The organism is Stenotrophomonas sp. 93052_Sma (assembly GCF_056481145.1).
In genome coordinates this window covers 950,982-972,599 of sequence record NZ_CM151134.1, presented here as the reverse complement: position 1 = coordinate 972,599, position 21,618 = coordinate 950,982, and the positions used below count along the sequence as shown (strand labels likewise).

Here is a 21,618-nt window from a genome sequence, read left to right as displayed (position 1 = left end):
CGCTGGCCGGCAACCTCGGGATTGATGGGGGGTGCCGGCCAGCGGCCGGCACTACCGGGTCAGCGTCCCAGCGCGCGGCGGATCTCCTCCAGCGCGCTGGGGTCGTCCAGCGTCGACAGGTCACCCGGGTCGCGCTGCTCGGCCAACGCCTGCAGCGAGCGCCGCAGCAGCTTGCCAGAGCGGGTCTTGGGCAAGGCATTGACCACGTGCACATGCGCAGGGCGTGCGACCGCGCCGAGCGAGGTGGTCACCGTAGCCATCATCTCGGCCACCACCGGCGCCGGATCCTCGCCATCCAGCCCCTGCTTGAGGGTGACGAACACCAGCGGCACCTGCCCCTTCAGTTCGTCCTTGACCCCGATCACCGCCGCCTCGGCCACGCGCGGATGGCTGGAGATAGCCTCCTCGATCTCGCGCGTGCCCAGACGATGGCCGGCCACGTTGATCACATCGTCGGTACGGCCGAGGATGAAGGTGTAGCCATCGTCGTCACGGATCGCCCAGTCCAGCGAGCTGTACAGCAGCTCCTTGAAATGGCTGAAGTAGCTCTGCAGGAAACGGCTGTCGTCGTTCCACACCGTGCTCATGCAGCCCGGCGGCAGCGGCGGCGACACCACCAGCACGCCCTTCTGCCCCGGTGCCACTTCCTCGCCGGTGTTCTCGTCGATCACCTTCATCCGGTAGCCGAGATTGGGGAACCCGGGCGAGCCGAAACGCACCGGCTTCATCTCCAGGCCCGGCAGCAGGGTCAGTGCCGGCCAGCCGGTTTCGGTCTGCCAGTAATTGTCGATGATCGGCTTGCCGAGCGCTTCGCTGATCCAGTGCGCGGTCGGTTCGTCCAGCGGCTCGCCGGCCAGGAACAGGTACTTCAGCGCGCCCAGGTCGTGGCGATGGATGAAATCCGCGTCGTGCTTCTTCAGCACGCGGATGGCGGTGGGCGACGAGAACATCGTGCGCACGTTGTACTGCTCGCACAGCGCCCACCAGATGCCCGGGTCCGGATTCGTCGGCAGCCCTTCGTAGAGCAGCGAGGTACAGCCGCCGATCAGCGGGCCGTACACGTTGTAGGAATGGCCGACCGCCCAGCCGACGTCGGAGGTGGAGAACATCACCTGGCCCGGCCTGCAGTCGAACACCGTTTCCATCGACTGCGCCATCGCCACCGCATAGCCCCCCACATCGCGCTGCACGCCCTTCGGCTTGCCGGTGGTGCCGGAGGTATACAGCAGATAGCTCGGCTCGCTCGCTTCCAGCCACTGCACCGGCACGTCGACTTCACCGATCTGCGCACGCAGCTCGGCGTAGTCCACATCGCGGCCCGGCACGCGTGGTTCGGCGGCATCCAGCCCACGCGACACGATCAGCACGTGCGGCGGTGGCGACGTGGCTTCGGCGCAGGCGGCGTCGACCATCGGCTTGTACGGAATCAACTTGCCACCGCGCATGCCGGCATCGGCCGCGATCAGCAGCTTGGGCTTGGCGTCGTCGATGCGCAGCGCCAGGTTGTGCGCGGCGAAGCCACCGAACACCACCGAGTGCACCGCACCGATGCGCGCGCAGGCCAGCATCGCGAACACGGCTTCGGCCATGTTCGGCATGTAGATCACCACGCGGTCACCGTGACCGACGCCGAGGTGCTTGAGCACGGCGGCGAAGTCGTTCACTTCGCGATACAGCTGGCGATAGGTGATTTCGCGGGTGCTGTTGGTTTCGGTGGAGATGGCGACCAGCGCGAGCTGGTCGGCGCGCTCGGCCAGGTGGCGGTCGACGGCGTTGTAGCAGAGATTGGTTTCACCACCGACGAACCAGCGCCGGAACGGCGGGTTGCTGTAGTCGAGCACCTGCTGCGGCGGTTTGTGCCAATGGATGCGCTTGGCTTCCTCGCCCCAGAAGGCCTCCGGCTCGTCGATCGAGCGACGGTAGGTTTCCTCGTAGTTCATGACGCAGCCCTCCCAGACAAAGTCATGGGTTCGAGGATAGTCCGGCGCTGGCGCGCGGGCCGCCCTACCTTGGTAGGGGGTGGGGTTCTGTTCTGCAGGGCTTGCAGCCCTGCACCTGCAGAATCAACGTCAACGTCAACGTCAAAAGCGGGGCCATTGAGGGATGGCGGGGTGGGTCCGGTTGCGGGGGGCGCCGTAAATCCGTCCATGGAGGCTCGGTCGCCGCGTCCATGCGGCTCACGCCCCCGCAACCGGACCCACCCCGCCTTCGACAGTTTCCTGCGATCTGTCGGAAAGGCGTATTGCTCTGGTAGATGTCGACCTTGGTCGACTGCTCTGGTGGGTGTCGACCTTGGTCGACACGGTAGATCCACGCCATGCGTGGATGATTCATTCGATATCTGACAGAAGAATCGTGTCGACCAAGGTCGACACCTACCAACAGCCGCGCGGAACAACGGCCGCAGTTACCAACAGCCGCGGGAACCTGTCGAAGGTGGGACGGTGTCGGAGTGCGGGGTGTCAGCCGCATGGATGCGGCTGCCAAGCCTACAGGGACGTACTTGCGGCGTCCCCGCACTCCGACACCGTCCCGCCAACCCACGGATAGCCCGCTTCTGACGTTGACGTTGATTCTGCAGGTGCAGGGCTGCAAGCCCTGCCGAACCCCTAGAACGGAGTCGCGGACTCGAACGCGAGCGCCTCGCCCGTCACCGGATGGGTGAACCGCAGGCTGCGCGCATGCAGATGCACACGCTGCGCCGGCGCGGCGTCATACAGCACATCGCCAACGATGGGATGGCCGAGACTGGCCATGTGCAGGCGCAGCTGATGGCTGCGGCCAGTGATCGGTTCCAACGCCACGCGGGTGCGCTGCGCTTCAACATCACGTGCCATTACGTGCCAACGTGTCAGCGCCGGTTTGCCGCGTTCGTGATCGACCATCTGCTTCGGCCGGTTCGGCCAGTCCACGATCAACGGCAGGTCCACTTCGCCGGCATCGCCTTCAAGCAGCCCCTCCACGATCGCTTCGTAACGCTTGCCAACCTGGCGCTGCTCGAACTGCATCGACAACGCCACCTGCATGTCCTTGCCGCGCGCATGCAGCAGCAGGCCGGAGGTCACCTGGTCCAGGCGATGCACGGTCAATGCATCCGGGTACAGCGCCTGCAGCCGCGCGACCACGCAGTCCTGGTTCTCGGCGCTGCGGCCAGGCACGGACAGCAGGCCGGCCGGCTTCTCGGCCACCAGCAGCGCGTCGTCGATGTAATGCAGGTGGATCATCAGTTCCTGTATTCCTCAAACAGCAACGGGGAAGCCTGAGCTTCCCCGTTGCTGCGTACCGACCAACGGTCGGTACCTACCTTCTGGATCACGTACCGGCCAACGGCCGGCACCTACCTCGATGGAAGACGTACCGGCCGGAGCCGGTACCGCCTGCATCAGCCCAGCAGGTGGGCGACGCCGGCGCGCTCTTCTTCCAGCTCGGCCAGGGTCTTGTCGATGTACTTCTGGCTGAAGTCGTCGATCGGCAGATCCTTGACCAGGGTGTACTTGCCGTTCTCGGTGGTCACCGCGAAACCGAAGATCACGCCTTCCGGAATGCCGTAGGAACCGTCGGACGGCACGCCCATGGTGACCCACTTGCCGTTGCTGCCCAGCACCCAGTCACGCACGTGGTCGATGGCTGCGTTGGCGGCCGAAGCAGCCGAGGACGAGCCACGGGCTTCGATGATCGCCGCGCCGCGCTTGCCGACGGTCGGGATGAAGGTGTTGGCGTTCCACTCCTGGTCGTTGATTGCATCGGCGATCGACGCACCATCGGCGGTGGCGAAACGGTAGTCCGGGTACATGGTCGGGCTGTGGTTGCCCCACACGACCAGCTTCTCCATGCCACCGACCGGCTTGCCGAGCTTGGTCGACAGCTGGCTCAGCGCGCGGTTGTGGTCCAGGCGCAGCATGGCGGTGAAGTTCTCCGGCTTCAGGTCCGGGGCCGACTTCATCGCGATGTAGGCGTTGGTGTTGGCCGGGTTACCGACCACCAGCACCTTCACGTCACGGCTGGCGACCTTGTTCAGCGCCGCGCCCTGGGCGGTGAAGATCTTGGCGTTTTCCAGCAGCAGGTCCTTGCGCTCCATGCCCGGGCCACGCGGACGCGCGCCAACCAGCAGGGCGATGTCGGCGTCCTTGAACGCGACTTCGGCATCATCGGTGCCGACCATGCCGGCCAGCAGCGGGAAGGCGCAGTCTTCCAGCTCCATCATCACGCCCTTCAGGGCGGCCTGGGCCTTGTCGACCGGCAGTTCCAGCAGCTGCAGGATGACCGGCTGGTCCTTGCCCAGCATTTCGCCGGAGGCGATGCGGAACAGCAGGGCATAACCGATCTGGCCGGCGGCGCCGGTCACGGCAACACGAACGGGTGCTTTCATGGGGGTTTCCTCTTGCTTGCAAGCGTTTGATGGGACGCCGCGGGCGTGGCCACGCAGGCCTGGCGGGCGGCGGGGAACAGGGAAACGGCCACCCGAGGGTGGCCGTTTCGAAGGGGGATCAGGCGGCGAGGTGCTTGTTCCACTCCGCGACGCGCTCGGCCTGGGCGGCCAGCACGGCGTCGACGTCGCCTTCCAGGGTGATCGAATGGATCACGTCGCCCTGCTTGACCGAATCAACGATGGCCTGGCCTTCCAGGACCTTGCCGAAGACGGTGTGGCGGCCGTCCAGCCAGTCGGTCTTGATGTGGGTGATGAAGAACTGGCTGCCGTTGGTGTTCGGGCCGGCGTTGGCCATCGACAGCGAGCCGACCTCGTGCTTCACGCCATTCTTCTCGTCTTCGAACTTGTAGCCCGGGCCGCCGGTGCCACGACCCTGCGGGCAGCCGCCCTGGATCATGAAGTCGGCGATCACGCGGTGGAAGATCAGGCCGTCATAGAAACCGTGCTTGACCAGGTTCACGAAGTTGGCCACGGTCAGCGGCGCCTTGTCGGCGAACAGCTCGACCTTGATCGGGCCCTGGGTGGTGTCGAAAGTGGCGATGAGGGACATGAAGATCCTTGATGCAGATGGGGAACGCGTCTAGCCACCTAGTTTACACCTGCCTCGTGGCGGCGGCGGCTTCGACCATGGGCGCAGATCCGGGCTTCAGCCACGGGACGGGGTGCCCCGCGGTGCAGGCCAGGCGGCCTCGACCGGCGCCGCGGCCCCCCAGCTGAATGGGCCCCATGACGGGTGTGAAATCCACCTTTTCGCGAATCGTCAAGTTCGACGTATAATGTTGGACTTCTTTTTCCAAATCCGGCGCCGACTGGCCCCCTTTCGTATGTCCATCGAAAATCTTCGCAACATCGCCATCGTCGCCCACGTCGACCATGGCAAGACCACCCTGGTCGACCAGCTGCTGAAGCAGTCCGGCACCCTGTCCGAGCGTACCGTCCTCGCCGAGCGCGTGATGGACAGCAACGACCAGGAAAAGGAACGCGGCATCACCATCCTGGCCAAGAACACCGCCATCACCTGGGAAGACAAGAAGACCGGCATCAAGAACCGGATCAACATCGTCGACACCCCCGGCCACGCCGACTTCGGTGGTGAGGTCGAGCGCGTGCTGTCGATGGTCGACACCGTGCTGATCCTGGTCGATGCGATGGACGGCCCGATGCCGCAGACCCGCTTCGTGACCCAGAAGGCCTTCGCGATGGGCTTCAAGCCGATCGTCGTGGTCAACAAGGTCGACCGTCCGGGCGCCCGCCCGGAATGGGTGATCGACCAGGTCTTCGACCTGTTCGACAAGCTCGGCGCCACCAACGAGCAGCTGGACTTCCCGATCGTCTACGCCTCGGGCCTGAACGGCTATGCCGGCCTGGAAGACACCGTGCGCGACGGCGACATGACCCCGCTGTACGAAGCGATCATGCAGCACGCGCCGCGTCCGGAAGTGGACCCGGAAGGCCCGTTCCAGATGCGCATCAGCCAGCTGGACTACAACAACTTCGTGGGCGTGATCGGCATCGGCCGCATCCAGCGCGGCACCCTGAAGAAGAACATGCAGGTCGCGGTCATCGACCGTGAAGGCAAGAAGCGCAACGGCAAGGTGCTGCAGGTGCTGGGCTTCATGGGCCTGGAGCGCATCGAGCAGGATTCGGCCGAGGCCGGCGACATCGTGGCCATCTCCGGCATCCAGGAGCTGACCATCTCCGACACCATCTGCGCACCGGACTTCCCGGAAGCGCTGCCGGCGCTGACCGTCGACGAGCCGACCATCTCGATGACCTTCCAGGTCAACAACTCGCCGTTCGCCGGCAACAAGGACCTGTCCGGTGGCAAGTTCCTGACCAGCCGCCAGATCAAGGACCGCCTGGACCGTGAAAAGGTCCACAACGTGGCCCTGAAGGTCGAGCAGCTGGAAGACGCCGACAAGTTCCTGGTCTCCGGCCGTGGCGAACTGCACCTGTCGGTGCTGATCGAGAACATGCGCCGCGAAGGCTACGAGCTGGCCGTGTCGCGCCCGGAAGTGATCATCAAGGAAATCGACGGCCAGCTGATGGAGCCGATCGAGCAGCTGGTGGTGGACATCGAAGAAATCCACCAGGGCGGCGTGATGGAAAAGCTGGGCACCCGCAAGGGCCAGCTGAAGAACATGGAATCGGACGGCAAGGGCCGTGTGCGCCTGGAATACTCGATCCCGGCCCGTGGCCTGATCGGTTTCCAGAACGAGTTCAAGACCCTGACCCAGGGTTCGGGCCTGCTGTTCCACGTGTTCGACCACTACGGCCCGAAGGAACAGGGCGCGATCGCCAAGCGCATCAACGGCGTGATGATCGCCAATGCGCCGGGCACCACGCCGGCCTACTCGCTGGGCCCGCTGCAGGAGCGCGGCAAGCTCTTCGCTGCTGAAGGCGACAACGTGTATGAAGGTCAGCTGGTCGGCATCCACTCCAAGGACAACGACCTGACCGTCAACGCGATCAAGACCAAGCCGCTGACCAACATGCGCGCTTCGGGCAAGGACGATGCGATCCAGCTGACCCCGGCGATCAAGTACTCGCTGGAACAGGCCCTGGACTTCATCGAAGACGACGAGCTGGTCGAGATCACCCCGAAGGAGATCCGTCTGCGCAAGAAGTTCCTGACCGAAAGCGACCGCAAGAAGGCTTCGCGCGGCGGCTGAGCCAGCACCCCGTGAACCAGAGCGGCTACAACCCGGATCCACACCGGCATCCGGGTCTCCATGTCATCGCCCTGCTCGAAGCGAGCAAGGCGATGCTGGCGCTGTTGGCCGCCACCGGGCTGGAAGTGCTCGGACCGCAGCCGCTACGGCACGGCATCATGGCCCTGATCCGGCGTTTCAGCCTGGATCCGGACCATGGCACCCTGCCCTCGCTGCTGCACATGATCAGCCCCGACGCGGTCCACCTGGCCGCGGCGGGGATGATCGGCTACGGCCTGCTGCACCTGGTCGAAGCCTGGGGCCTGTGGCGGGCCAAGGCCTGGGCCTCCTGGCTGGGCTGCCTGACCGCCGCCCTGTACCTGCCTTTCGACATCTTCGCGATCATCCGCCACCCCGGCTGGCCGTCGTGGACGATCCTGGCGATCAACCTGATCGTGGTCTACGTGCTCGCCCGCGACCTGCGCAAGCGCCACCGCTGAGCACCGGCTACACTGGGGATTGGAGCCGACCAAGCCGCCCCATGCGCCCGTCCTTGCCGCCTCTGCTGACCTGCCTGCTCGCCGCGCTGCCGGCGCTGCTTTCGGCTGGCTGCAGCCCGGCCACGCCCAGCGCGCATGCGGCCGAACCTGCGAGCCGCAACGTGCCGTTCCCGTACGCCGAAACCGATGTCGCCGACCTGCAGGCGCGGATGACCGCCGGGGAACTGGACAGCACCACCCTGACCCAGGCCTACCTGCAGCGCATCGCCGCGCTGGACCGCACCGGGCCGCGCCTGCGCGCGGTGATCGAGCTCAACCCCGATGCCCTGAAGGAAGCCGCCGCGCGCGACCGCGAACGCCGTGACGGCCGCCTGCGCGGCCCGCTGCATGGCATTCCCCTGCTGTTGAAGGACAACATCAACGCCGCGCCGATGGCCACCAGTGCGGGTTCGCTGGCCCTGCAGGGCTTCCGTCCGGACGATGCCTACCTGGTGCGCCGGCTGCGCGACGCCGGTGCGGTGGTGCTGGGCAAGACCAACCTCAGCGAATGGGCCAACTTCCGCGGCAATGATTCGATCTCCGGCTGGAGCGCGCGTGGCGGCCAGACCCGCAACCCCTATCGCATCAGCCATTCGCCGTGTGGTTCCAGCAGCGGCAGCGCGGTGGCCGTGGCCGCCAACCTGGCCAGCGTGGCGATCGGCACCGAAACCGACGGCAGCATCGTCTGCCCGGCGGCGATCAACGGCGTGGTCGGCCTGAAGCCGACGGTCGGCCTGGTCAGCCGCGAGGGCATCATCCCGATTTCCTTCAGCCAGGACACTGCCGGGCCGATGGCACGCAGCGTCGCCGACGCTGCCGCCGTGCTGACCGCGATCGCCGGCCGCGACGATGCCGATCCGGCCACCGCGACCATGCCCGGCCGCGCGGTCTACGACTACACCGCGCGACTGGACCCGCAGGGCCTGCGCGGCAAGCGCATCGGCCTGCTGCAGACGCCCCTGCTGAAGTACCGTGGCATGCCGCCACTGATCGAACAGGCGGCAACCGAGCTGCGCCGCGCCGGCGCCGTGGTGGTGCCGGTGGAGCTGCCCAACCAGGGCGCCTGGGCCGAGGCCGAGCGCACGCTGCTGCTGTACGAATTCAAGGCCGGGCTGGAGCGCTATTTCAGCACCCACCGCGCACCATTGCGCAGCCTGGCCGAACTGATCGCCTTCAACCAGGCGCACAGCAAGCAGGAACTGGGCCTGTTCGGCCAGGAGCTGCTGGTGGAGGCCGATGCCACCGCCGGCCTGGCCGACCCCGCCTATATCCGCGCCCGCAGCGATGCGCGCCGGCTGGCCGGCCCGGAAGGCATCGATGCTGCCCTCGCCGCCCACCAGCTCGATGCGCTGGTGGCGCCGACCACCGGCGTGGCATGGCCGATCCGCAGCGAAGGCGACGACTTCCCCGGTGAAAGCTACAGCGCCGCCGCCGTGGCCGGCTATCCCAGCCTCACCGTGCCGATGGGGCAGATCGATGGTCTGCCGGTCGGTCTGCTGTTCATGGGCACCGCCTGGAGCGAGCCGAAGCTGATCGAGATGGCCTACGCCTATGAGCAGCGCACGCGCGCGCGGCGACCACCGCACTTCGATACCGACGCACTGATCGACGCTGGCGAGCCGTGATCCGGTAGTGCCGGCCGCTGGCCGGCAGATCCCAGGTCGCCGGCCAGCGACCGGCGCTACCGCTCGGGTTCCGGCTCCACCGGCACGATCGCCGCCTCACCATCTTCAGCACCCGGCGAACGCACATCCGCGGTGCGTGCACGTGGACCGCGCGGCATATCCAGCTCATCTTCGTGTTGCAGCCGCGCACGCACCTGCGGCAGCGACTGCGGATGCTCGCTCGCGAGGAAATCGAGCATGCGCTCGCGCACCAGGCAACGCAGATCGAAGGCATCGCCCGAGCTTCGCGCGCTGACCAGCAGGCGCACCTGGATCGCACGCTCGCTGGTCTCGGTCACCTGGGTCACGCAGACCCGGCCATCCCACAGCGCTTCGCCACGGCAGATGCGTTCCAGCTCAGCGCGGATCGCGGCAATCGGCGCACGGTAGTCCAACCACAGGAACGCGGTACCGAGCAGGTCGGCGCTACGCCGCGTCCAGTTCTGGAACGGGTTTTCGATGAACCAGGTCAGCGGCACCACCATCCGTCGCTCATCCCAGATACGGACCACGACGTAGCTGCTGCCGATCTCCTCGATACGGCCCCACTCGCCCTCGACGATCACCACGTCATCCAGCCGGATCGGCTGCGTCACCGCAATCTGCAGGCCAGCGATCAGGTTGCCGAACACCGGCTTGGCCGCGATACCCGCCACCAGGCCGATCAGGCCTGCCGATGCCAGCAGCGCGGTGCCGATCTTCTGCACCATCGGGAAGGTCAACAGCACCAGCGATGCGCCGAGCACGATGATGCCGCCCATCAGCACGCGGCTGAGCACCCGCGTCTGGGTCTGGATGCGGCGCGCTTCCAGATTGTCGGCGACATCGATGGGATGACTGCGCAGGATCGCGCGCTCGCCCGCCGCCACCGCGCGTACCAGCAACCAGATGAAGCACGCGGTCAGCGCGATGTGCAGCACATGCTGCAGGTTGCCCAGCACCGGATCCTGCAGTGGCGTGGCCTGCAATGCGGGAATCAACAACAGCAGCGGCCATGCGGTGGCCAGTGGCAACCCGAGCACGCGACCGATGCGTGCGCGCCGGCGATCACGCCCTTTCAATCGATGGTAGATCCAGAGGATCAGCCACGCGCCGATACCGCCCACTACTGCTGCCAATCCCAACGGCCATGCGTAGGCCTGTGCGCTTTGCCATTGCACCGTTGCCACCTCCACTCGAACAGCCAAGCGGACAGCCTCGCGCATGACGCATGAGTGTCACGTCAGTCGTTCGTAAGAAGGGTGTTGGTCGGCAGGGCTTGCAGCCCTGCACCTGCTGCGAGCCGAAGCAACAGCCGAAGCACAAGCAACAGCAGAGGCTGGCATTCCGTGGGATGGCGGGGTGGGTCCGGTTGCGGGAGACGCCGTAAACCCGTCCATGGGGGCTTGGCCGCGGCATCCATGCCGCGGACACTCCCGCAACCGGACCCACCCCGCCTTCGACAGATTTCCGCGATCTGCCGGCACTTCTGTAGAGCCGAGCCATGCTCGGCTCAAATCGTTCCGATATCGAAATATTCGATTCTGATGGGAATTCATCCACGCATGACGTGGATCCAACAGCCGCGGAGATCTGTCAGAGGCGGGGCGGTGTCGGAGTGCGGGGTGTCAGCCGCATGGATGCGGCTGCCAAGCCTACATGGACGTACTTGCGGCGTCCCCGCACTCCGACACCGCCCCGCCATCCCACGGAATGCCCGCTTCTGCCGTTGCTGTTGCTTCGGCTTCTGGCAGGTGCAGGGCTGCAAGCCCTGCCGAAAACCCCTTACCGCACCTGCTCCTGCTTGCGCACGATCGCCATCGCGATCTCCAGCGACTGCTCGTAGTTCAACCGCGGGTCCACCGTCGAACGGTAGGCGCGCTCCAGGTCACGCTCGGTCAGTTCGCGCGCCACCGGTGCACTCGGTCACGTCTTCGCCGGTCAGCTCCAGGTGCACACCGCCCAGTCGCGTACCTGCGGCCGCGTGCAGATCGAACGACATCTCCACTTCGCCACGCACGTTGTCGAAGCGGCGTGTCTTGAAACCATTGGCAGTGCTTTCGGTGTTGCCATGCATCGCATCGCACACCCACAGCACGCGGCGGCCATCGCGCTTGACCGCATCCAGCAGCGGCGGCAGCTTCTCGGCGATCTGCGCTGCACCCATGCGGTGAATGAAGCTCAGTCGACCCGGCTCGTCATGCGGGTTGAGCACATCAATCAGGCGCAGCAGCTGGTCCGGCGTCACCGATGGGCCAACCTTGATCGCGATAGGGTTGCGCACGCCACGCAGGTATTCCACGTGCGCGCCATCGAGAGCGGCCGTGCGCATGCCGATCCACGGGTAGTGCGTGCTCAGGTTCAACCAGCCCTGCTGGCGCGGCACCTGCCGGGTCAACGCCTGCTCGTAGGGCAACAGCAGCGCTTCATGCGAGGTGTAGAAATCGATGCGGTTGAGGTTGTGCACGCGGGCCCCGGCCAGGGTCTCCATGAAGTGCACCGCATCGCCGATCGAGGCCACCATCTTCTGGTAGTCGGCGGCCAGCGGCGAGTGGCTTACCCACTCCAGGTTCCAGTATTCGGGGTGGTGCAGGTCGGCGAAACCGCCGTCGATCAGCGCACGCACGAAGTTCATCGTCATCGCCGAATGCGCGTGGGCCTGCAGCATCCGCTTCGGGTCCGGCAGGCGTGCTGCCTCGGTGAAGGCCGGCGCGTTGATCACATCGCCGCGGTAGCTGGGCAGGGTCACGCCGTCGCGGGTCTCGGTGTCGGCCGAGCGCGGCTTGGCGTACTGGCCGGCGAAGCGGCCCACGCGGATCACCGGCTGGCGCAGGCCGTGCACCAGCACCAGGCTCATCTGCAACAGTACCTTCAGCCGGTTGGAGATGGTGCCCGATTCGCAGTCGCTGAAGTTCTCGGCGCAGTCGCCGCCCTGCAGCAGGAAGCGCTTGCCTTCCTGCGCCTCGGCCAGCTGCTGCTTCAGCGCCAGGATCTCCCAGGAAGTCACCAGCGGCGGCAGCCGCTTCAGCTCGTGCAGGGCGGCGTCCAGCGCCACCGGGTCCGGGTAGGTCGGCATCTGCAGCGCGGTCTTGCCACGCCAGCTCTCCGGCGACCAGGCGGCGCCAGTGGCGGCTGCGGCGGGATCGGGCACGGGCGGAACGGCGGACAGGCTCATTGCAGACTTCCGGGATGGGGGGCGGTCATGGTCGCAGAGCCGGCCGCTGACGCAAAGGGCCGGTCCGGCCGACCTGCTCGCCTGAACGGCAGAGAAAGGCCGACGCCAGCGGCCAGATCCTGCATGGTCAGCCGCCCGGGACAGGCGCATGCTTTGTTATGGAGTAACACTTCCATGTCATGGACCGGCCCCTTCCACATCCAGCCGCCACCTCTCCCACCATGAAGCCCTCGCCCCTCGCTACCGGCATCACCTTCGCCCTGGCCCTGGCCAGCCTGCCCGCCCTCGCCTCGGCAGCCGACGACACCTCTTCGTCCGTCAAGGATCTGGATGCGGTCACCGTCCACGCCCAGCTCGACCAGGCCCGCAACACGCTGTCGCCGGACATCGGCAGCAGCCAGTACCAGATCACCGCCGAGGACATCCAGAAGCAGCCGCTGGGTGCCTCCGCACCACTCAGCCAGGTACTGCTGCAGGCCCCTGGCGTGGTCCAGGACTCCTATGGCGGCGTGCATGTGCGTGGCGACCACGCCAACCTGCAGTACCGCATCAACGGCGTGCTGCTGCCCGAATCGATCTCCGGCTTCGGCCAGACCCTGGACGCGCGCACCATCAAGAGCATCCACCTGATGGACGGCGCACTGCCGGCGCAGTTCGGCGAGCGCACCGCAGCGGTGGTCGACATCACCACCCGCAACGGTGCCGAGCTGGGCAATGGCGGCAGCGCGGGGCTGACCACCGGCTCGTTCGGCAAGATCAATCCGAACGCCTCCTGGTGGGGCAACCAGGGGCGCTGGAGCTGGTTCCTGACCGGCAACTACGACCAGCATGAGGTCGGCCTGGAGAACCCCACCAACTCGCGCAAGCCGCTGCACGACGATACTCACCAGGGAAAGGCCTTCGCCGACCTCACCTACCTGGTCAACGACAACACCCGCGTGAGCGTGTTCGCCGGCTTCGCCAACAACCGCTTCCAGATTCCGGTCAATCCGGGGCAGACGCCACAATTCGGCTATCTCGATACCACCACCTTCGATTCCAGCCAGCTGGATGAGACCCAGCGCGAGACCACCCGCTTCGGCATGCTGGTACTGCAGGGCACGCTGGGCAGCACCGCCTACCAACTGTCGGCCGGGCAGCGCTACAGCGATGCAGCGTTCAACCCGGACGTCGTCGGCGATCTGGTGTTCAGTGGCGTCGCCTCGAAGGTGCAGCGCAGCAACCGTGCCAACACCCTGCAGGCCGACTTCTCCACACCACTGGGCAACGACCACACGCTGCGCTACGGCTTGTACGGCAACTACGAGAACGCACGGGCCAGCAGCAACAGCTGGGTGTTCCCGGTTGATGACGGCGGCCAGCAGTCCAGCACCACGCCGCTGCTGATTCCTGACCACAGCGCCTTCCATGCCAGCACGCTGGCGTTGTACGTACAGGATGAGTGGAAAATCGGCGACGACTGGACCGTCAACTACGGTCTGCGCGGTGACCGCTACAAGGCCTTCGGCCGCACCGAGGGCCAGCTCAGCCCGCGCGTGGGCGTGGTCTGGAATGCCAGCGACAGCACCACCGTGCATGCCGGCTATTCGCGCTATTTCACGCCACCGGCCAGTGAACTGATCGCCAGCAGCGACATCGCCCTGTACGACGGCACCACCAACCAGCAGCCCAGCGGCGGCAACAACACGCCGCTGGCCGAGCGCAGCGACTACTACGACATCGGCGTCTCGCAGCAGCTGGGTGAACACCTGACCCTGGGCCTGGACGCTTACGACCGCCGCGTCGCCCGCCTGCAGGACGAAGGCCAGTTCGGCGCCGCCTACATCTACTCGACCTTCAACTACCGCCGCGGACACATCCGTGGTCTGGAGTTCAGTGCCGACTACAGCAACGGTCCGTTCAGTGCCTACTTCAATGCCGCGCTGAACAAAGCCATCGGTACGGATGTCATCACCAGCCAGTACAACCTCGATCCCGAGGCGCTGGCCTATGTGGCCAACCACTGGATCCACCTCGACCACGACCAGAAGCTGACCTCGTCGGGTGGCCTCAGCTACGCCTTCGCCGGACACAACCGGATCGGTGCCAACTACGTGTTCGGCAGCGGCCTGCGTTCGGACATCGAAGGCGTACCCAACGGCGGCGAGCTGCCGTCGTACCTGCAGGTGAACCTCAGCGCCGGGCACGATTTCAATGCCGACAGCAGCCATCCATTGCACGTGCAGCTGGCGGTGATCAACGCTTTGGACCGCAGCTACCAGCTGCGCGATGGCGGTGGCGTCGGCGTGTTCGCTCCGCAATGGGGACCGCGCCGCGGCGCCTACCTGAGCCTGCAGCAGGATTTCTGAGAACGGACCGTGGTAGTGCCGGCCGCTGGCCGGCATCTACGGGAAAGCTGCCGTCGTTCACGAGGTTGCCGGCCAGCGGCCGGCACTACCTTGCCTCAGCGCTTGACCTTGCGCAGCGACACCACGAGCGCCCACAGCGCCAGCAGCACGAACCACACGCCCGACCACATCGGCATGGTCAGACCCAGGAAGGTCCAGTCGATGTTGCCGCAGTTGCCAGTGCCGGTCAGCACCGTGCGGAACACTTCCAGCGGCCCCATGGTCTCGCTCAGGAAGGCCAGCGGCGGGCCACAGGTGGACCCCATTTCCGGCGGCAGCATCTGCACGTAGACGTGGCGCGCGGCGATGCCGACACCCACTGCGGCGGCAATGAACGCCAGCACGCCATAGGTCGCGCGTCCGGGGCGGTTGGACGGACCATGCAGTGCACCGATCAGGAACAGCAGGCCAAGCGCGGCGAACGCCAGGCGCTGGAAGATGCACAGCGGACACGGCTCCAGGCCCATCTTCAGCTGCAGGAAGATCGCGTAGCCAAGCAGGCCCGCGCAGATCAGGAAGCCCAGGAAGAACTGGGCGCGGAAGGGCCAGCGCAGTGGATTCATCGTCAACGCTCGAATGGATCAGGCGCCAAGCGTAACCGAGAGTGCGCGCCATTCGAACCGCCACAGGTGACGCCTGTCGGAACGGTGTGGGTCAGAGCCCTGTCCTGCGGAAAGGGATCCGACCCCGGAAACGCAAAAGCCCGGCAGAGGCCGGGCTTTCGCTGTGTCGCATTGGAGCGGTCCGATTACTCGGCCACTTCCTCGGCCACGACCGGACGGTCAACCAGCTCGACGTAGGCCATCGGCGCGTTGTCGCCAGCGCGGAAGCCGCACTTCAGCAGACGCAGGTAGCCGCCCGGACGGTTCGCGTAGCGCGGGCCCAGGATGGTGAACAGGTTGCCCACGGCTTCGTTGTCGCGCAGGCGGGCGAAGGCCAGACGGCGGTTGGCGACGGAGTCGACCTTGGCCAGGGTGATCAGCGGCTCGGCAACGCGGCGCAGTTCCTTGGCCTTCGGCAGGGTGGTCTTGATCAGCTCGTGCTTGAACAGCGAGGCAGCCATGTTCTTGAACATCGCTTCGCGGTGGGCGCTGGTACGGCTGAACTTACGGCCAGACTTCTGGTGACGCATGGTGATATTCCTTGGTTAATGATGAGACTGTGCGGATCGTTGTCGCCATCCTGGCGTTGCTGCGCGGACTGCGGTTGGTCCTGGCCACCCGTCCTGGGCGACCTGCCGCGCGAACCTGGGGTTCGTCATGGCATGGTGTGTTGCGTTGAAGGCCCCACCGCGAACGGTGGAGCCTTCAGGCATTACCGATATCAGCCCAGCATGCCGTGGCTGGCGACACCGGCCGGCGGCCAGTTCTCCAGCTTCATGCCGAGCGACAGGCCGCGCTGAGCCAGCACTTCCTTGATCTCGGTGAGCGACTTCTTGCCCAGGTTCGGGGTCTTCAGCAGCTCCACTTCGGTCTTCTGGATCAGATCGCCGATGTAGTAGATGCTTTCAGCCTTCAGGCAGTTGGCCGAACGCACGGTCAGCTCCAGATCGTCGATCGGGCGCAGCAGCACCGGATCCACGCCGTTGTTCGCCGGCTTGGCTGCACCGCGGTCGCGGTGGGTGAAGTCGCCGAACACCGACAGCTGGTCGCTGAGGATGTCGGCGGCGGTGCGCACGGCTTCCTCGGCGTCGATGGTGCCGTTGGTCTCGATATCGATGACCAGCTTGTCCAGGTCGGTACGCTGTTCGACGCGGGCCGCTTCCACGGCATAGGCGACGCGGCGGACCGGCGAGAACGAGGCATCCAGGACCAGACGGCCGATGGCACGGGTTTCTTCGTCCGGACGACGACGCGCGGCAGCCGGCTGGTAGCCGAAACCACGTTCGATCTTCAGACGCATGTTGATCGCCGTATCCTTGGTCAGGTGGCAGATCACGTGTTCGCCGTTCAGGATCTCCACATTGTGGTCGACCTTGATGTCGGCAGCGGTGACAACGCCCGGGCCCTGCTTGGACAGGGACAGGGTGGCGCTGTCGCCGGAGTGCATACGGATGGCCACGTCCTTGAGGTTCAGCAGGACTTCGAGCACGTCCTCCTGCAGACCTTCGACCGTGGTGTACTCATGCAACACGCCGTCGATTTCGACTTCCGTGATGGCGAAGCCCGGGATGGACGACAGCAGCACGCGACGCAGGGCATTACCCAGCGTATGCCCGTAACCCCGCTCCAAAGGTTCGATAACGACCTTTGCACGGGTGTCGGTAAGGCGTTCGATCTGCGGACCGCGAGGACGCAGAACCTGGTTGGCGGTAACCGTCATGTTGCGGGTTCTCCTAGTGAACCCCCGGCCGTCGCCCGGGGGCTCTCCAATGTGAATTACTTCGAATACAGCTCGACGATCAGCGCTTCGTTGATGTCCGCAGGCAGATCCGAACGATCCGGAACAGCCTTGAAGATGCCGGTGAACTTCCCGGAATCCACTTCAACCCACGACGGGCTCAGGTCATGCTGGGCGGCGACGGTCAGGGCTTCCTGGACGCGCAGCTGCTTGGCAGCCTTTTCAGACAGAGCGATGGCGTCGCCAGCCTTGACCTGGTACGAAGCCAGGTTGACCGACTTGCCATTCACGGTGACGCCGCGGTGCGACACCAGCTGACGGGCAGCCGGACGGGTCACGGCGAAGCCCATGCGGTAGACGACGTTGTCCAGGCGGGTTTCCAGCAGCTGCAGCAGGTTCTCGCCGGTGTTGCCCTTCTTGGTCGAGGCCTTCTTGTAGTAGTTGCGGAACTGACGCTCCAGCAGGCCGTAGATACGCTTGACCTTCTGCTTTTCACGCAGCTGGGTGGCGTAGTCGGACAGCTTGCCCTTGCGGGCAGTGGCGCCGTGCTGGCCGGGCTTCTGCTCCAGCTTGCACTTCGAGTCCAGCGCACGCGCCGGGCTCTTCAGGGACAGGTCGGCGCCTTCGCGACGGGCGAGCTTACAGGTAGGACCGATATAACGAGCCATTTCTTATCGCTCCCTTTAGACGCGACGCTTCTTCGGCGGACGGCACCCGTTGTGCGGGATAGGCGTCACGTCGATGATGTTGGTGATCTTGTAGCCGACGTTGTTCAACGAACGCACGGCCGACTCACGGCCCGGACCCGGGCCCTTGATGCGGACTTCCAGCGACTTCACGCCGTAGTCCAGCGCAGCACGACCGGCCTTTTCAGCGGCCACCTGGGCAGCGAACGGGGTCGACTTGCGCGAACCGCGGAAGCCAGCGCCACCGGAGGTCGCCCACGACAGAGCGTTGCCCTGGCGGTCGGTGATGGTGACGATGGTGTTGTTGAACGAAGCGTGGACGTGGGCAACGCCGTCGGTGACGACGCGCTTGATCTTCTTCTTGGTCTTAGCAGCGGGCTTAGCCATTTCTCAGTCCCTTACTTCTTGATCGCCTTGCGCGGACCCTTGCGGGTGCGGGCGTTGGTACGGGTGCGCTGGCCACGCAGCGGGAGGCCACGACGGTGACGCAGGCCGCGGTAGCAGCCCAGGTCCATCAGGCGCTTGATCGCGATGCCGATCTCACGGCGCAGATCGCCTTCCACGATGTACTTGCCGACTTCGGCGCGCAGGCGCTCGATTTCCGGCTCCGACAGATCGCGGATCTTGGTGGTCGAAGCAACGCCTGCGACTTCGCAGACCTTCTTCGAACGGGTACGGCCGATGCCGTAAATGCTTTGCAACCCGACCCAGACATGCTTCTGGGCTGGCAGGTTGACGCCTGCAATACGCGCCATGACGCGGTTCTCCAGCTGAGTGATGGCCGACAGCGCGCCTCGGGCACGCCAATCCGGCAGGATGGATCAAAAAAGTGAACTAGCGATACTAACAAGGTTCCGGTTTACATGGAAGCCCGTGAAACCATTGGTTTCATGAACCCGGCCTGGGGAGTGTGCCCAGGCTCCGGCGCCGGATGGGGTTGGACCTGGGGTTTCCCCCGGGGCCGCCCGCGCTACTCCAGCGCGGGACCACCTCATCACACCCCCACCCGGAACCGCTGCGGGGGCCGCCCTTCGTTTGTGTGGCCGGAGTCCGCGAAGCGGAGGGACCATCACGTCAGGAAGACGAAAGTATAACAGGCCAATCAGCCGCGGGCAAAACCGCCGCGGTTGCCGCCCTTCAGGTTGGCCTTCTTCAGCAGGCTCTCGTACTGGTGGGACATCAGGTGCGCCTGCACCTGGGCGATGAAGTCCATCACCACCACCACCACGATCAGCAGCGAAGTACCACCGAAGTAGAACGAGGCGTTCAGCTGCGTGCGCATCAGTTCCGGCAGCAGGCAGACGATCACCAGGTAGGCCGAGCCGGCTGCGGTCAGGCGGGTCAGCACGCCGTCGATGTAATCGGCGGTGGCCTTGCCCGGACGGATGCCCGGAATCAGCGCGCCCGACTTCTTCAGGTTGTCGGCGGTTTCCTGCGAGTTGAACACCAGCGCGGTATAGAAGAACGCGAAACCGGTGATCAGCGCAGCGAACACGATCATGTGCAGCGGCTCGCCCGGGCCGAGAGCATTGGCCACCTTCTGCAGGACCTGGCCGAAGCTGCTCTGGTTGGCAGCCTGGCCGGACCACATGGCCAGGGTGGCCGGGAACGCCAGCAGGCTCGAGGCGAAGATCGCCGGGATGACGCCGGCCATGTTGAGCTTCAGCGGCAGGAACGAGGTCTGGTTCATGTACGCGTTGCGACCGCCCTGGCGGCGCGTAGTTGACCGTGATCCGGCGCTGGCCACGCTCGACGAACACCACGAAGAAGGTGAAGGCGAGCACGACGATGGCGATCAGCAGCAGCTGGATGAACTGGATGTTGCCGTCGCGGTAGGCATCGAAAGTGTGGATGATCGCACCCGGCAGGCCTGCGACGATACCGGCGAAGATGATCAGCGACACGCCATTGCCGATGCCGCGTTCGGTGACCTGCTCACCGACCCACATCAGGAACATGGTGCCGGCGGTCAGCGCGACCACGGCGGTGAGCACGAAGCCCATGCCCGGCGCATACACGACCGGAGCGCCCGACGGCGAGACCTGGCCCTGCAGGGCCAGCGCGATCGAGCCGCCCTGCACCACTGCCAGCAGCACGGCGCCGATGCGCGAATACTGGGTGATCTTGCGGCGGCCGGACTCACCTTCCTTCTGCATCGCCTTCAGGGCGGGGAAGATGTGCACGGCCAGCTGCATCACGATCGATGCCGAGATGTACGGCATCACGTTCAGCGCGAAGATGCTGAAACGGTGCAGGGCGCCGCCCGAGAACATGTTGAACATGTCCACGATGCCGCCGCCCTGCTGTTGCATCATGGCAAGCATGGCATCGGGATTGACGCCCGGCACCGGCACGTAGCAGCCGATGCGATAGACGATCAAAGCCCCGACGACGAACAGCAAACGTTGGCGAAGTTCAGTGAACTTGCCCATTCCGCCCGCGAGGTTACCGATGCCAGCTTGCGCCATGATTTTCTTACTCCGTTACGCTGCCGCCGGCAGCTTCGATCGCGGCCTTGGCACCCGCCGTGGCAGCAATACCCTTCAGGGTGAACGCCTTGGTCACTTCGCCCTTGACGACGACCTTGGCCTTCTTGGCAGTGCTCGGGACCAGCTTGGCAGCACGCAGGGCGGCGAAGTCGATCTCACCGGCCGGCAGCTTGTCCAGCGCGTACAGCAGCACTTCAGCGGTGTCCTTGGCGATCGGCGAACGGAAGCCGATCTTCGGCAGACGACGCTGCATGGGGGTCTGGCCGCCTTCGAAGCCAGCCTTGATCTTGCCGCCACCCTTGCGGGCGAACGAACCCTTGTGGCCGCGGCCGGCAGTCTTGCCCAGGCCCGAGCCGATACCGCGACCGACGCGGGTACGCTCGGTGCGGGCGCCCGGTGCCGGGCTCAGTTCATTGAGACGCAGAGTCATGGTCGATTACTCCTCAACCTGGACGAGGTACTGAACCTTGTTGATCAGGCCGCGCACCTGCGGGCTGTCCTTCAGTTCACGCACATCGTTGAGCTTGTTCAGGCCCAGGGCACGCACCGACAGGCGGTGACGCGACTGGGTGCCACGCAGGCCACGCACCAGGCGGACCTTGACAGTCTTGTTGGACTCATTAGCCATGGTTGAGTTCCTCCACCTTCTTGCCGCGCTTGGCCGCGATGCGGGCCGGCGACTGCGCAGCAGACAGGCCCTTCACGGTGGCACGCACCAGGTTGATCGGGTTGCGCGAACCGGTGGCCTTGGCCAGCACGTTCTTCACGCCAACCGCTTCCAGCACGGCGCGCATGGCACCGCCGGCGATGACGCCGGTACCTTCCGAAGCCGGCTGCATGAACACGCGGGCTGCGCCGTGACCATCCTTGATGGTGTGCCACAGGGTGCCGTTGTTCAGGTCAACACTGACCAGGTTCTTGCGGGCCTGTTCCATCGACTTCTGGATGGCGACCGGCACTTCGCGGGCCTTGCCATAACCGAAACCGACCTTGCCTTCGCCGTCGCCGACGACGGTCAGGGCGGTGAAGGTGAACTGGCGGCCACCCTTGACGGTCTTGCTGACGCGGTTGACCGCGACCAGCTTTTCGATCATGCCGTCGTCGATCTTCTCTTCGCGGTTACGGTCGCGATCGCGACCCCGCTGCTGACGCTCTTCTGCCATGTTGATTCCTTGGTTGTTTGGGTATGTACGGCTCGAAGCCGCTTATGGTTGTGGCGTGACGCGGCGTTCCGGTGGGCCGCTGCAGAAGAGCGGCGCCGTCCAGCCTCACTCAGGCT

18 protein-coding genes and 2 pseudogenes are annotated in these 21,618 nt (G+C 65.5%); 4 read left to right on the top strand and 16 right to left on the bottom strand.

Features of this window, described 5'->3' with window-relative positions:
• Window positions 1–59: 59 nt before the first annotated feature.
• The 4 genes from prpE to ACZK2V_RS04520 all read right to left on the bottom strand — a co-directional run bounded on the left by prpE (window position 60) and on the right by ACZK2V_RS04520 (window position 4,979).
• Window positions 60–1,940, bottom strand: coding sequence for a propionate--CoA ligase (gene prpE / locus ACZK2V_RS04535; protein ID WP_049400974.1), 1,881 nt, complete (start codon window positions 1,938–1,940; stop codon window positions 60–62).
• A 669-nt stretch (window positions 1,941–2,609) separates the two neighbouring features.
• The gene (locus ACZK2V_RS04530) at window positions 2,610–3,224 is read right to left on the bottom strand and encodes an RluA family pseudouridine synthase (protein WP_032129767.1); all 615 of its coding nucleotides are present in this window, start codon (window positions 3,222–3,224) and stop codon (window positions 2,610–2,612) included.
• A 158-nt stretch (window positions 3,225–3,382) separates the two neighbouring features.
• The gene (locus tag ACZK2V_RS04525; protein ID WP_004153634.1) at window positions 3,383–4,369 is read right to left on the bottom strand and encodes a malate dehydrogenase; all 987 of its coding nucleotides are present in this window, start codon (window positions 4,367–4,369) and stop codon (window positions 3,383–3,385) included.
• A gap of 118 nt (window positions 4,370–4,487) precedes the next feature.
• Window positions 4,488–4,979, bottom strand: coding sequence for a peptidylprolyl isomerase (locus tag ACZK2V_RS04520; RefSeq protein WP_004153629.1), 492 nt, complete (start codon window positions 4,977–4,979; stop codon window positions 4,488–4,490).
• Between the two features lie 274 nt (window positions 4,980–5,253).
• Here ACZK2V_RS04520 and typA point away from each other — a divergent pair, with 274 nt between their 5' ends.
• The 3 genes from typA to ACZK2V_RS04505 are packed head-to-tail and all read left to right on the top strand — an operon-like array spanning window position 5,254 to window position 9,244.
• Window positions 5,254–7,101 carry a translational GTPase TypA gene (gene typA / locus ACZK2V_RS04515; RefSeq protein ID WP_049455386.1) on the top strand — a complete coding sequence of 616 codons (1,848 nt, stop codon included), beginning with the start codon at window positions 5,254–5,256 and terminating at the stop codon, window positions 7,099–7,101.
• Window positions 7,102–7,112: 11 nt separating this feature from the next.
• Window positions 7,113–7,580, top strand: coding sequence for a DUF2127 domain-containing protein (locus ACZK2V_RS04510; RefSeq protein ID WP_005408223.1), 468 nt, complete (start codon window positions 7,113–7,115; stop codon window positions 7,578–7,580).
• A 41-nt stretch (window positions 7,581–7,621) separates the two neighbouring features.
• The gene (locus ACZK2V_RS04505; protein ID WP_049401441.1) at window positions 7,622–9,244 is read left to right on the top strand and encodes an amidase; all 1,623 of its coding nucleotides are present in this window, start codon (window positions 7,622–7,624) and stop codon (window positions 9,242–9,244) included.
• A gap of 56 nt (window positions 9,245–9,300) precedes the next feature.
• Here the strand turns inward: ACZK2V_RS04505 and ACZK2V_RS04500 are convergent, their stop codons facing one another.
• Both ACZK2V_RS04500 and ACZK2V_RS04495 read right to left on the bottom strand, forming a co-directional pair.
• Window positions 9,301–10,488, bottom strand: coding sequence for a mechanosensitive ion channel family protein (locus tag ACZK2V_RS04500; protein ID WP_486322944.1), 1,188 nt, complete (start codon window positions 10,486–10,488; stop codon window positions 9,301–9,303).
• 559 nt (window positions 10,489–11,047) lie between these two features.
• Window positions 11,048–12,437: pseudogene (locus tag ACZK2V_RS04495) on the bottom strand (class II 3-deoxy-7-phosphoheptulonate synthase).
• 221 nt (window positions 12,438–12,658) lie between these two features.
• On the opposite strand from ACZK2V_RS04495, the gene ACZK2V_RS04490 reads away from it, so the two are divergent.
• Complete coding sequence (locus ACZK2V_RS04490) at window positions 12,659–14,785, top strand: TonB-dependent receptor (RefSeq protein WP_486322943.1); 2,127 nt, start codon at window positions 12,659–12,661, stop codon at window positions 14,783–14,785.
• A gap of 95 nt (window positions 14,786–14,880) precedes the next feature.
• Here the strand turns inward: ACZK2V_RS04490 and ACZK2V_RS04485 are convergent, their stop codons facing one another.
• The 10 genes and pseudogenes from ACZK2V_RS04485 to rpsE form a co-directional block, all read right to left on the bottom strand.
• Complete coding sequence (locus ACZK2V_RS04485) at window positions 14,881–15,387, bottom strand: disulfide bond formation protein B (protein ID WP_010483974.1); 507 nt, start codon at window positions 15,385–15,387, stop codon at window positions 14,881–14,883.
• A 185-nt stretch (window positions 15,388–15,572) separates the two neighbouring features.
• A complete protein-coding gene (rplQ, locus tag ACZK2V_RS04480) occupies window positions 15,573–15,956 on the bottom strand; it encodes a 50S ribosomal protein L17 (RefSeq protein ID WP_005408217.1) in 384 nt (127 codons plus the stop codon).
• A gap of 191 nt (window positions 15,957–16,147) precedes the next feature.
• On the bottom strand, window positions 16,148–17,146 hold the full coding sequence (locus ACZK2V_RS04475; protein ID WP_010483975.1) for a DNA-directed RNA polymerase subunit alpha: 999 nt from the start codon (window positions 17,144–17,146) through the stop codon (window positions 16,148–16,150).
• Between the two features lie 56 nt (window positions 17,147–17,202).
• Window positions 17,203–17,832, bottom strand: coding sequence for a 30S ribosomal protein S4 (gene rpsD / locus ACZK2V_RS04470; protein WP_004145446.1), 630 nt, complete (start codon window positions 17,830–17,832; stop codon window positions 17,203–17,205).
• A 15-nt stretch (window positions 17,833–17,847) separates the two neighbouring features.
• Window positions 17,848–18,237 carry a 30S ribosomal protein S11 gene (rpsK, locus tag ACZK2V_RS04465; protein ID WP_004145443.1) on the bottom strand — a complete coding sequence of 130 codons (390 nt, stop codon included), beginning with the start codon at window positions 18,235–18,237 and terminating at the stop codon, window positions 17,848–17,850.
• A gap of 11 nt (window positions 18,238–18,248) precedes the next feature.
• Window positions 18,249–18,605 carry a 30S ribosomal protein S13 gene (gene rpsM / locus ACZK2V_RS04460; RefSeq protein ID WP_004154500.1) on the bottom strand — a complete coding sequence of 119 codons (357 nt, stop codon included), beginning with the start codon at window positions 18,603–18,605 and terminating at the stop codon, window positions 18,249–18,251.
• 347 nt (window positions 18,606–18,952) lie between these two features.
• Window positions 18,953–20,318, bottom strand: a pseudogene (gene secY / locus ACZK2V_RS04455) (preprotein translocase subunit SecY).
• Between the two features lie 7 nt (window positions 20,319–20,325).
• Window positions 20,326–20,769 carry a 50S ribosomal protein L15 gene (rplO, locus tag ACZK2V_RS04450; protein ID WP_004154498.1) on the bottom strand — a complete coding sequence of 148 codons (444 nt, stop codon included), beginning with the start codon at window positions 20,767–20,769 and terminating at the stop codon, window positions 20,326–20,328.
• A 6-nt stretch (window positions 20,770–20,775) separates the two neighbouring features.
• The gene (gene rpmD / locus ACZK2V_RS04445; protein ID WP_005408214.1) at window positions 20,776–20,967 is read right to left on the bottom strand and encodes a 50S ribosomal protein L30; all 192 of its coding nucleotides are present in this window, start codon (window positions 20,965–20,967) and stop codon (window positions 20,776–20,778) included.
• Window positions 20,960–21,502 carry a 30S ribosomal protein S5 gene (gene rpsE / locus ACZK2V_RS04440; RefSeq protein WP_005408213.1) on the bottom strand — a complete coding sequence of 181 codons (543 nt, stop codon included), beginning with the start codon at window positions 21,500–21,502 and terminating at the stop codon, window positions 20,960–20,962. Before rpsE ends, rpmD begins: the two co-directional genes overlap by 8 nt.
• Window positions 21,503–21,618 lie beyond the last annotated feature (116 nt).

Coding starts and splice junctions, on each gene's coding strand:
- prpE (WP_049400974.1), bottom strand. CDS start 1,940: ATGAACTACGAGGAAACCTACCGTCGCTCGATCGACGAGCCGGAGGCC.
- ACZK2V_RS04490 (WP_486322943.1), top strand. CDS start 12,659: ATGAAGCCCTCGCCCCTCGCTACCGGCATCACCTTCGCCCTGGCCCTG.
- typA (WP_049455386.1), top strand. CDS start 5,254: ATGTCCATCGAAAATCTTCGCAACATCGCCATCGTCGCCCACGTCGAC.
- ACZK2V_RS04475 (WP_010483975.1), bottom strand. CDS start 17,146: ATGACGGTTACCGCCAACCAGGTTCTGCGTCCTCGCGGTCCGCAGATC.
- rpsE (WP_005408213.1), bottom strand. CDS start 21,502: ATGGCAGAAGAGCGTCAGCAGCGGGGTCGCGATCGCGACCGTAACCGC.
- ACZK2V_RS04530 (WP_032129767.1), bottom strand. CDS start 3,224: ATGATCCACCTGCATTACATCGACGACGCGCTGCTGGTGGCCGAGAAG.
- rpsK (WP_004145443.1), bottom strand. CDS start 18,237: ATGGCTAAGCCCGCTGCTAAGACCAAGAAGAAGATCAAGCGCGTCGTC.
- rpmD (WP_005408214.1), bottom strand. CDS start 20,967: ATGGCTAATGAGTCCAACAAGACTGTCAAGGTCCGCCTGGTGCGTGGC.
- rpsM (WP_004154500.1), bottom strand. CDS start 18,605: ATGGCGCGTATTGCAGGCGTCAACCTGCCAGCCCAGAAGCATGTCTGG.
- rpsD (WP_004145446.1), bottom strand. CDS start 17,832: ATGGCTCGTTATATCGGTCCTACCTGTAAGCTCGCCCGTCGCGAAGGC.
- rplO (WP_004154498.1), bottom strand. CDS start 20,769: ATGACTCTGCGTCTCAATGAACTGAGCCCGGCACCGGGCGCCCGCACC.
- ACZK2V_RS04520 (WP_004153629.1), bottom strand. CDS start 4,979: ATGTCCCTCATCGCCACTTTCGACACCACCCAGGGCCCGATCAAGGTC.
- ACZK2V_RS04525 (WP_004153634.1), bottom strand. CDS start 4,369: ATGAAAGCACCCGTTCGTGTTGCCGTGACCGGCGCCGCCGGCCAGATC.
- ACZK2V_RS04485 (WP_010483974.1), bottom strand. CDS start 15,387: ATGAATCCACTGCGCTGGCCCTTCCGCGCCCAGTTCTTCCTGGGCTTC.
- ACZK2V_RS04500 (WP_486322944.1), bottom strand. CDS start 10,488: ATGCGCGAGGCTGTCCGCTTGGCTGTTCGAGTGGAGGTGGCAACGGTG.
- rplQ (WP_005408217.1), bottom strand. CDS start 15,956: ATGCGTCACCAGAAGTCTGGCCGTAAGTTCAGCCGTACCAGCGCCCAC.
- ACZK2V_RS04505 (WP_049401441.1), top strand. CDS start 7,622: ATGCGCCCGTCCTTGCCGCCTCTGCTGACCTGCCTGCTCGCCGCGCTG.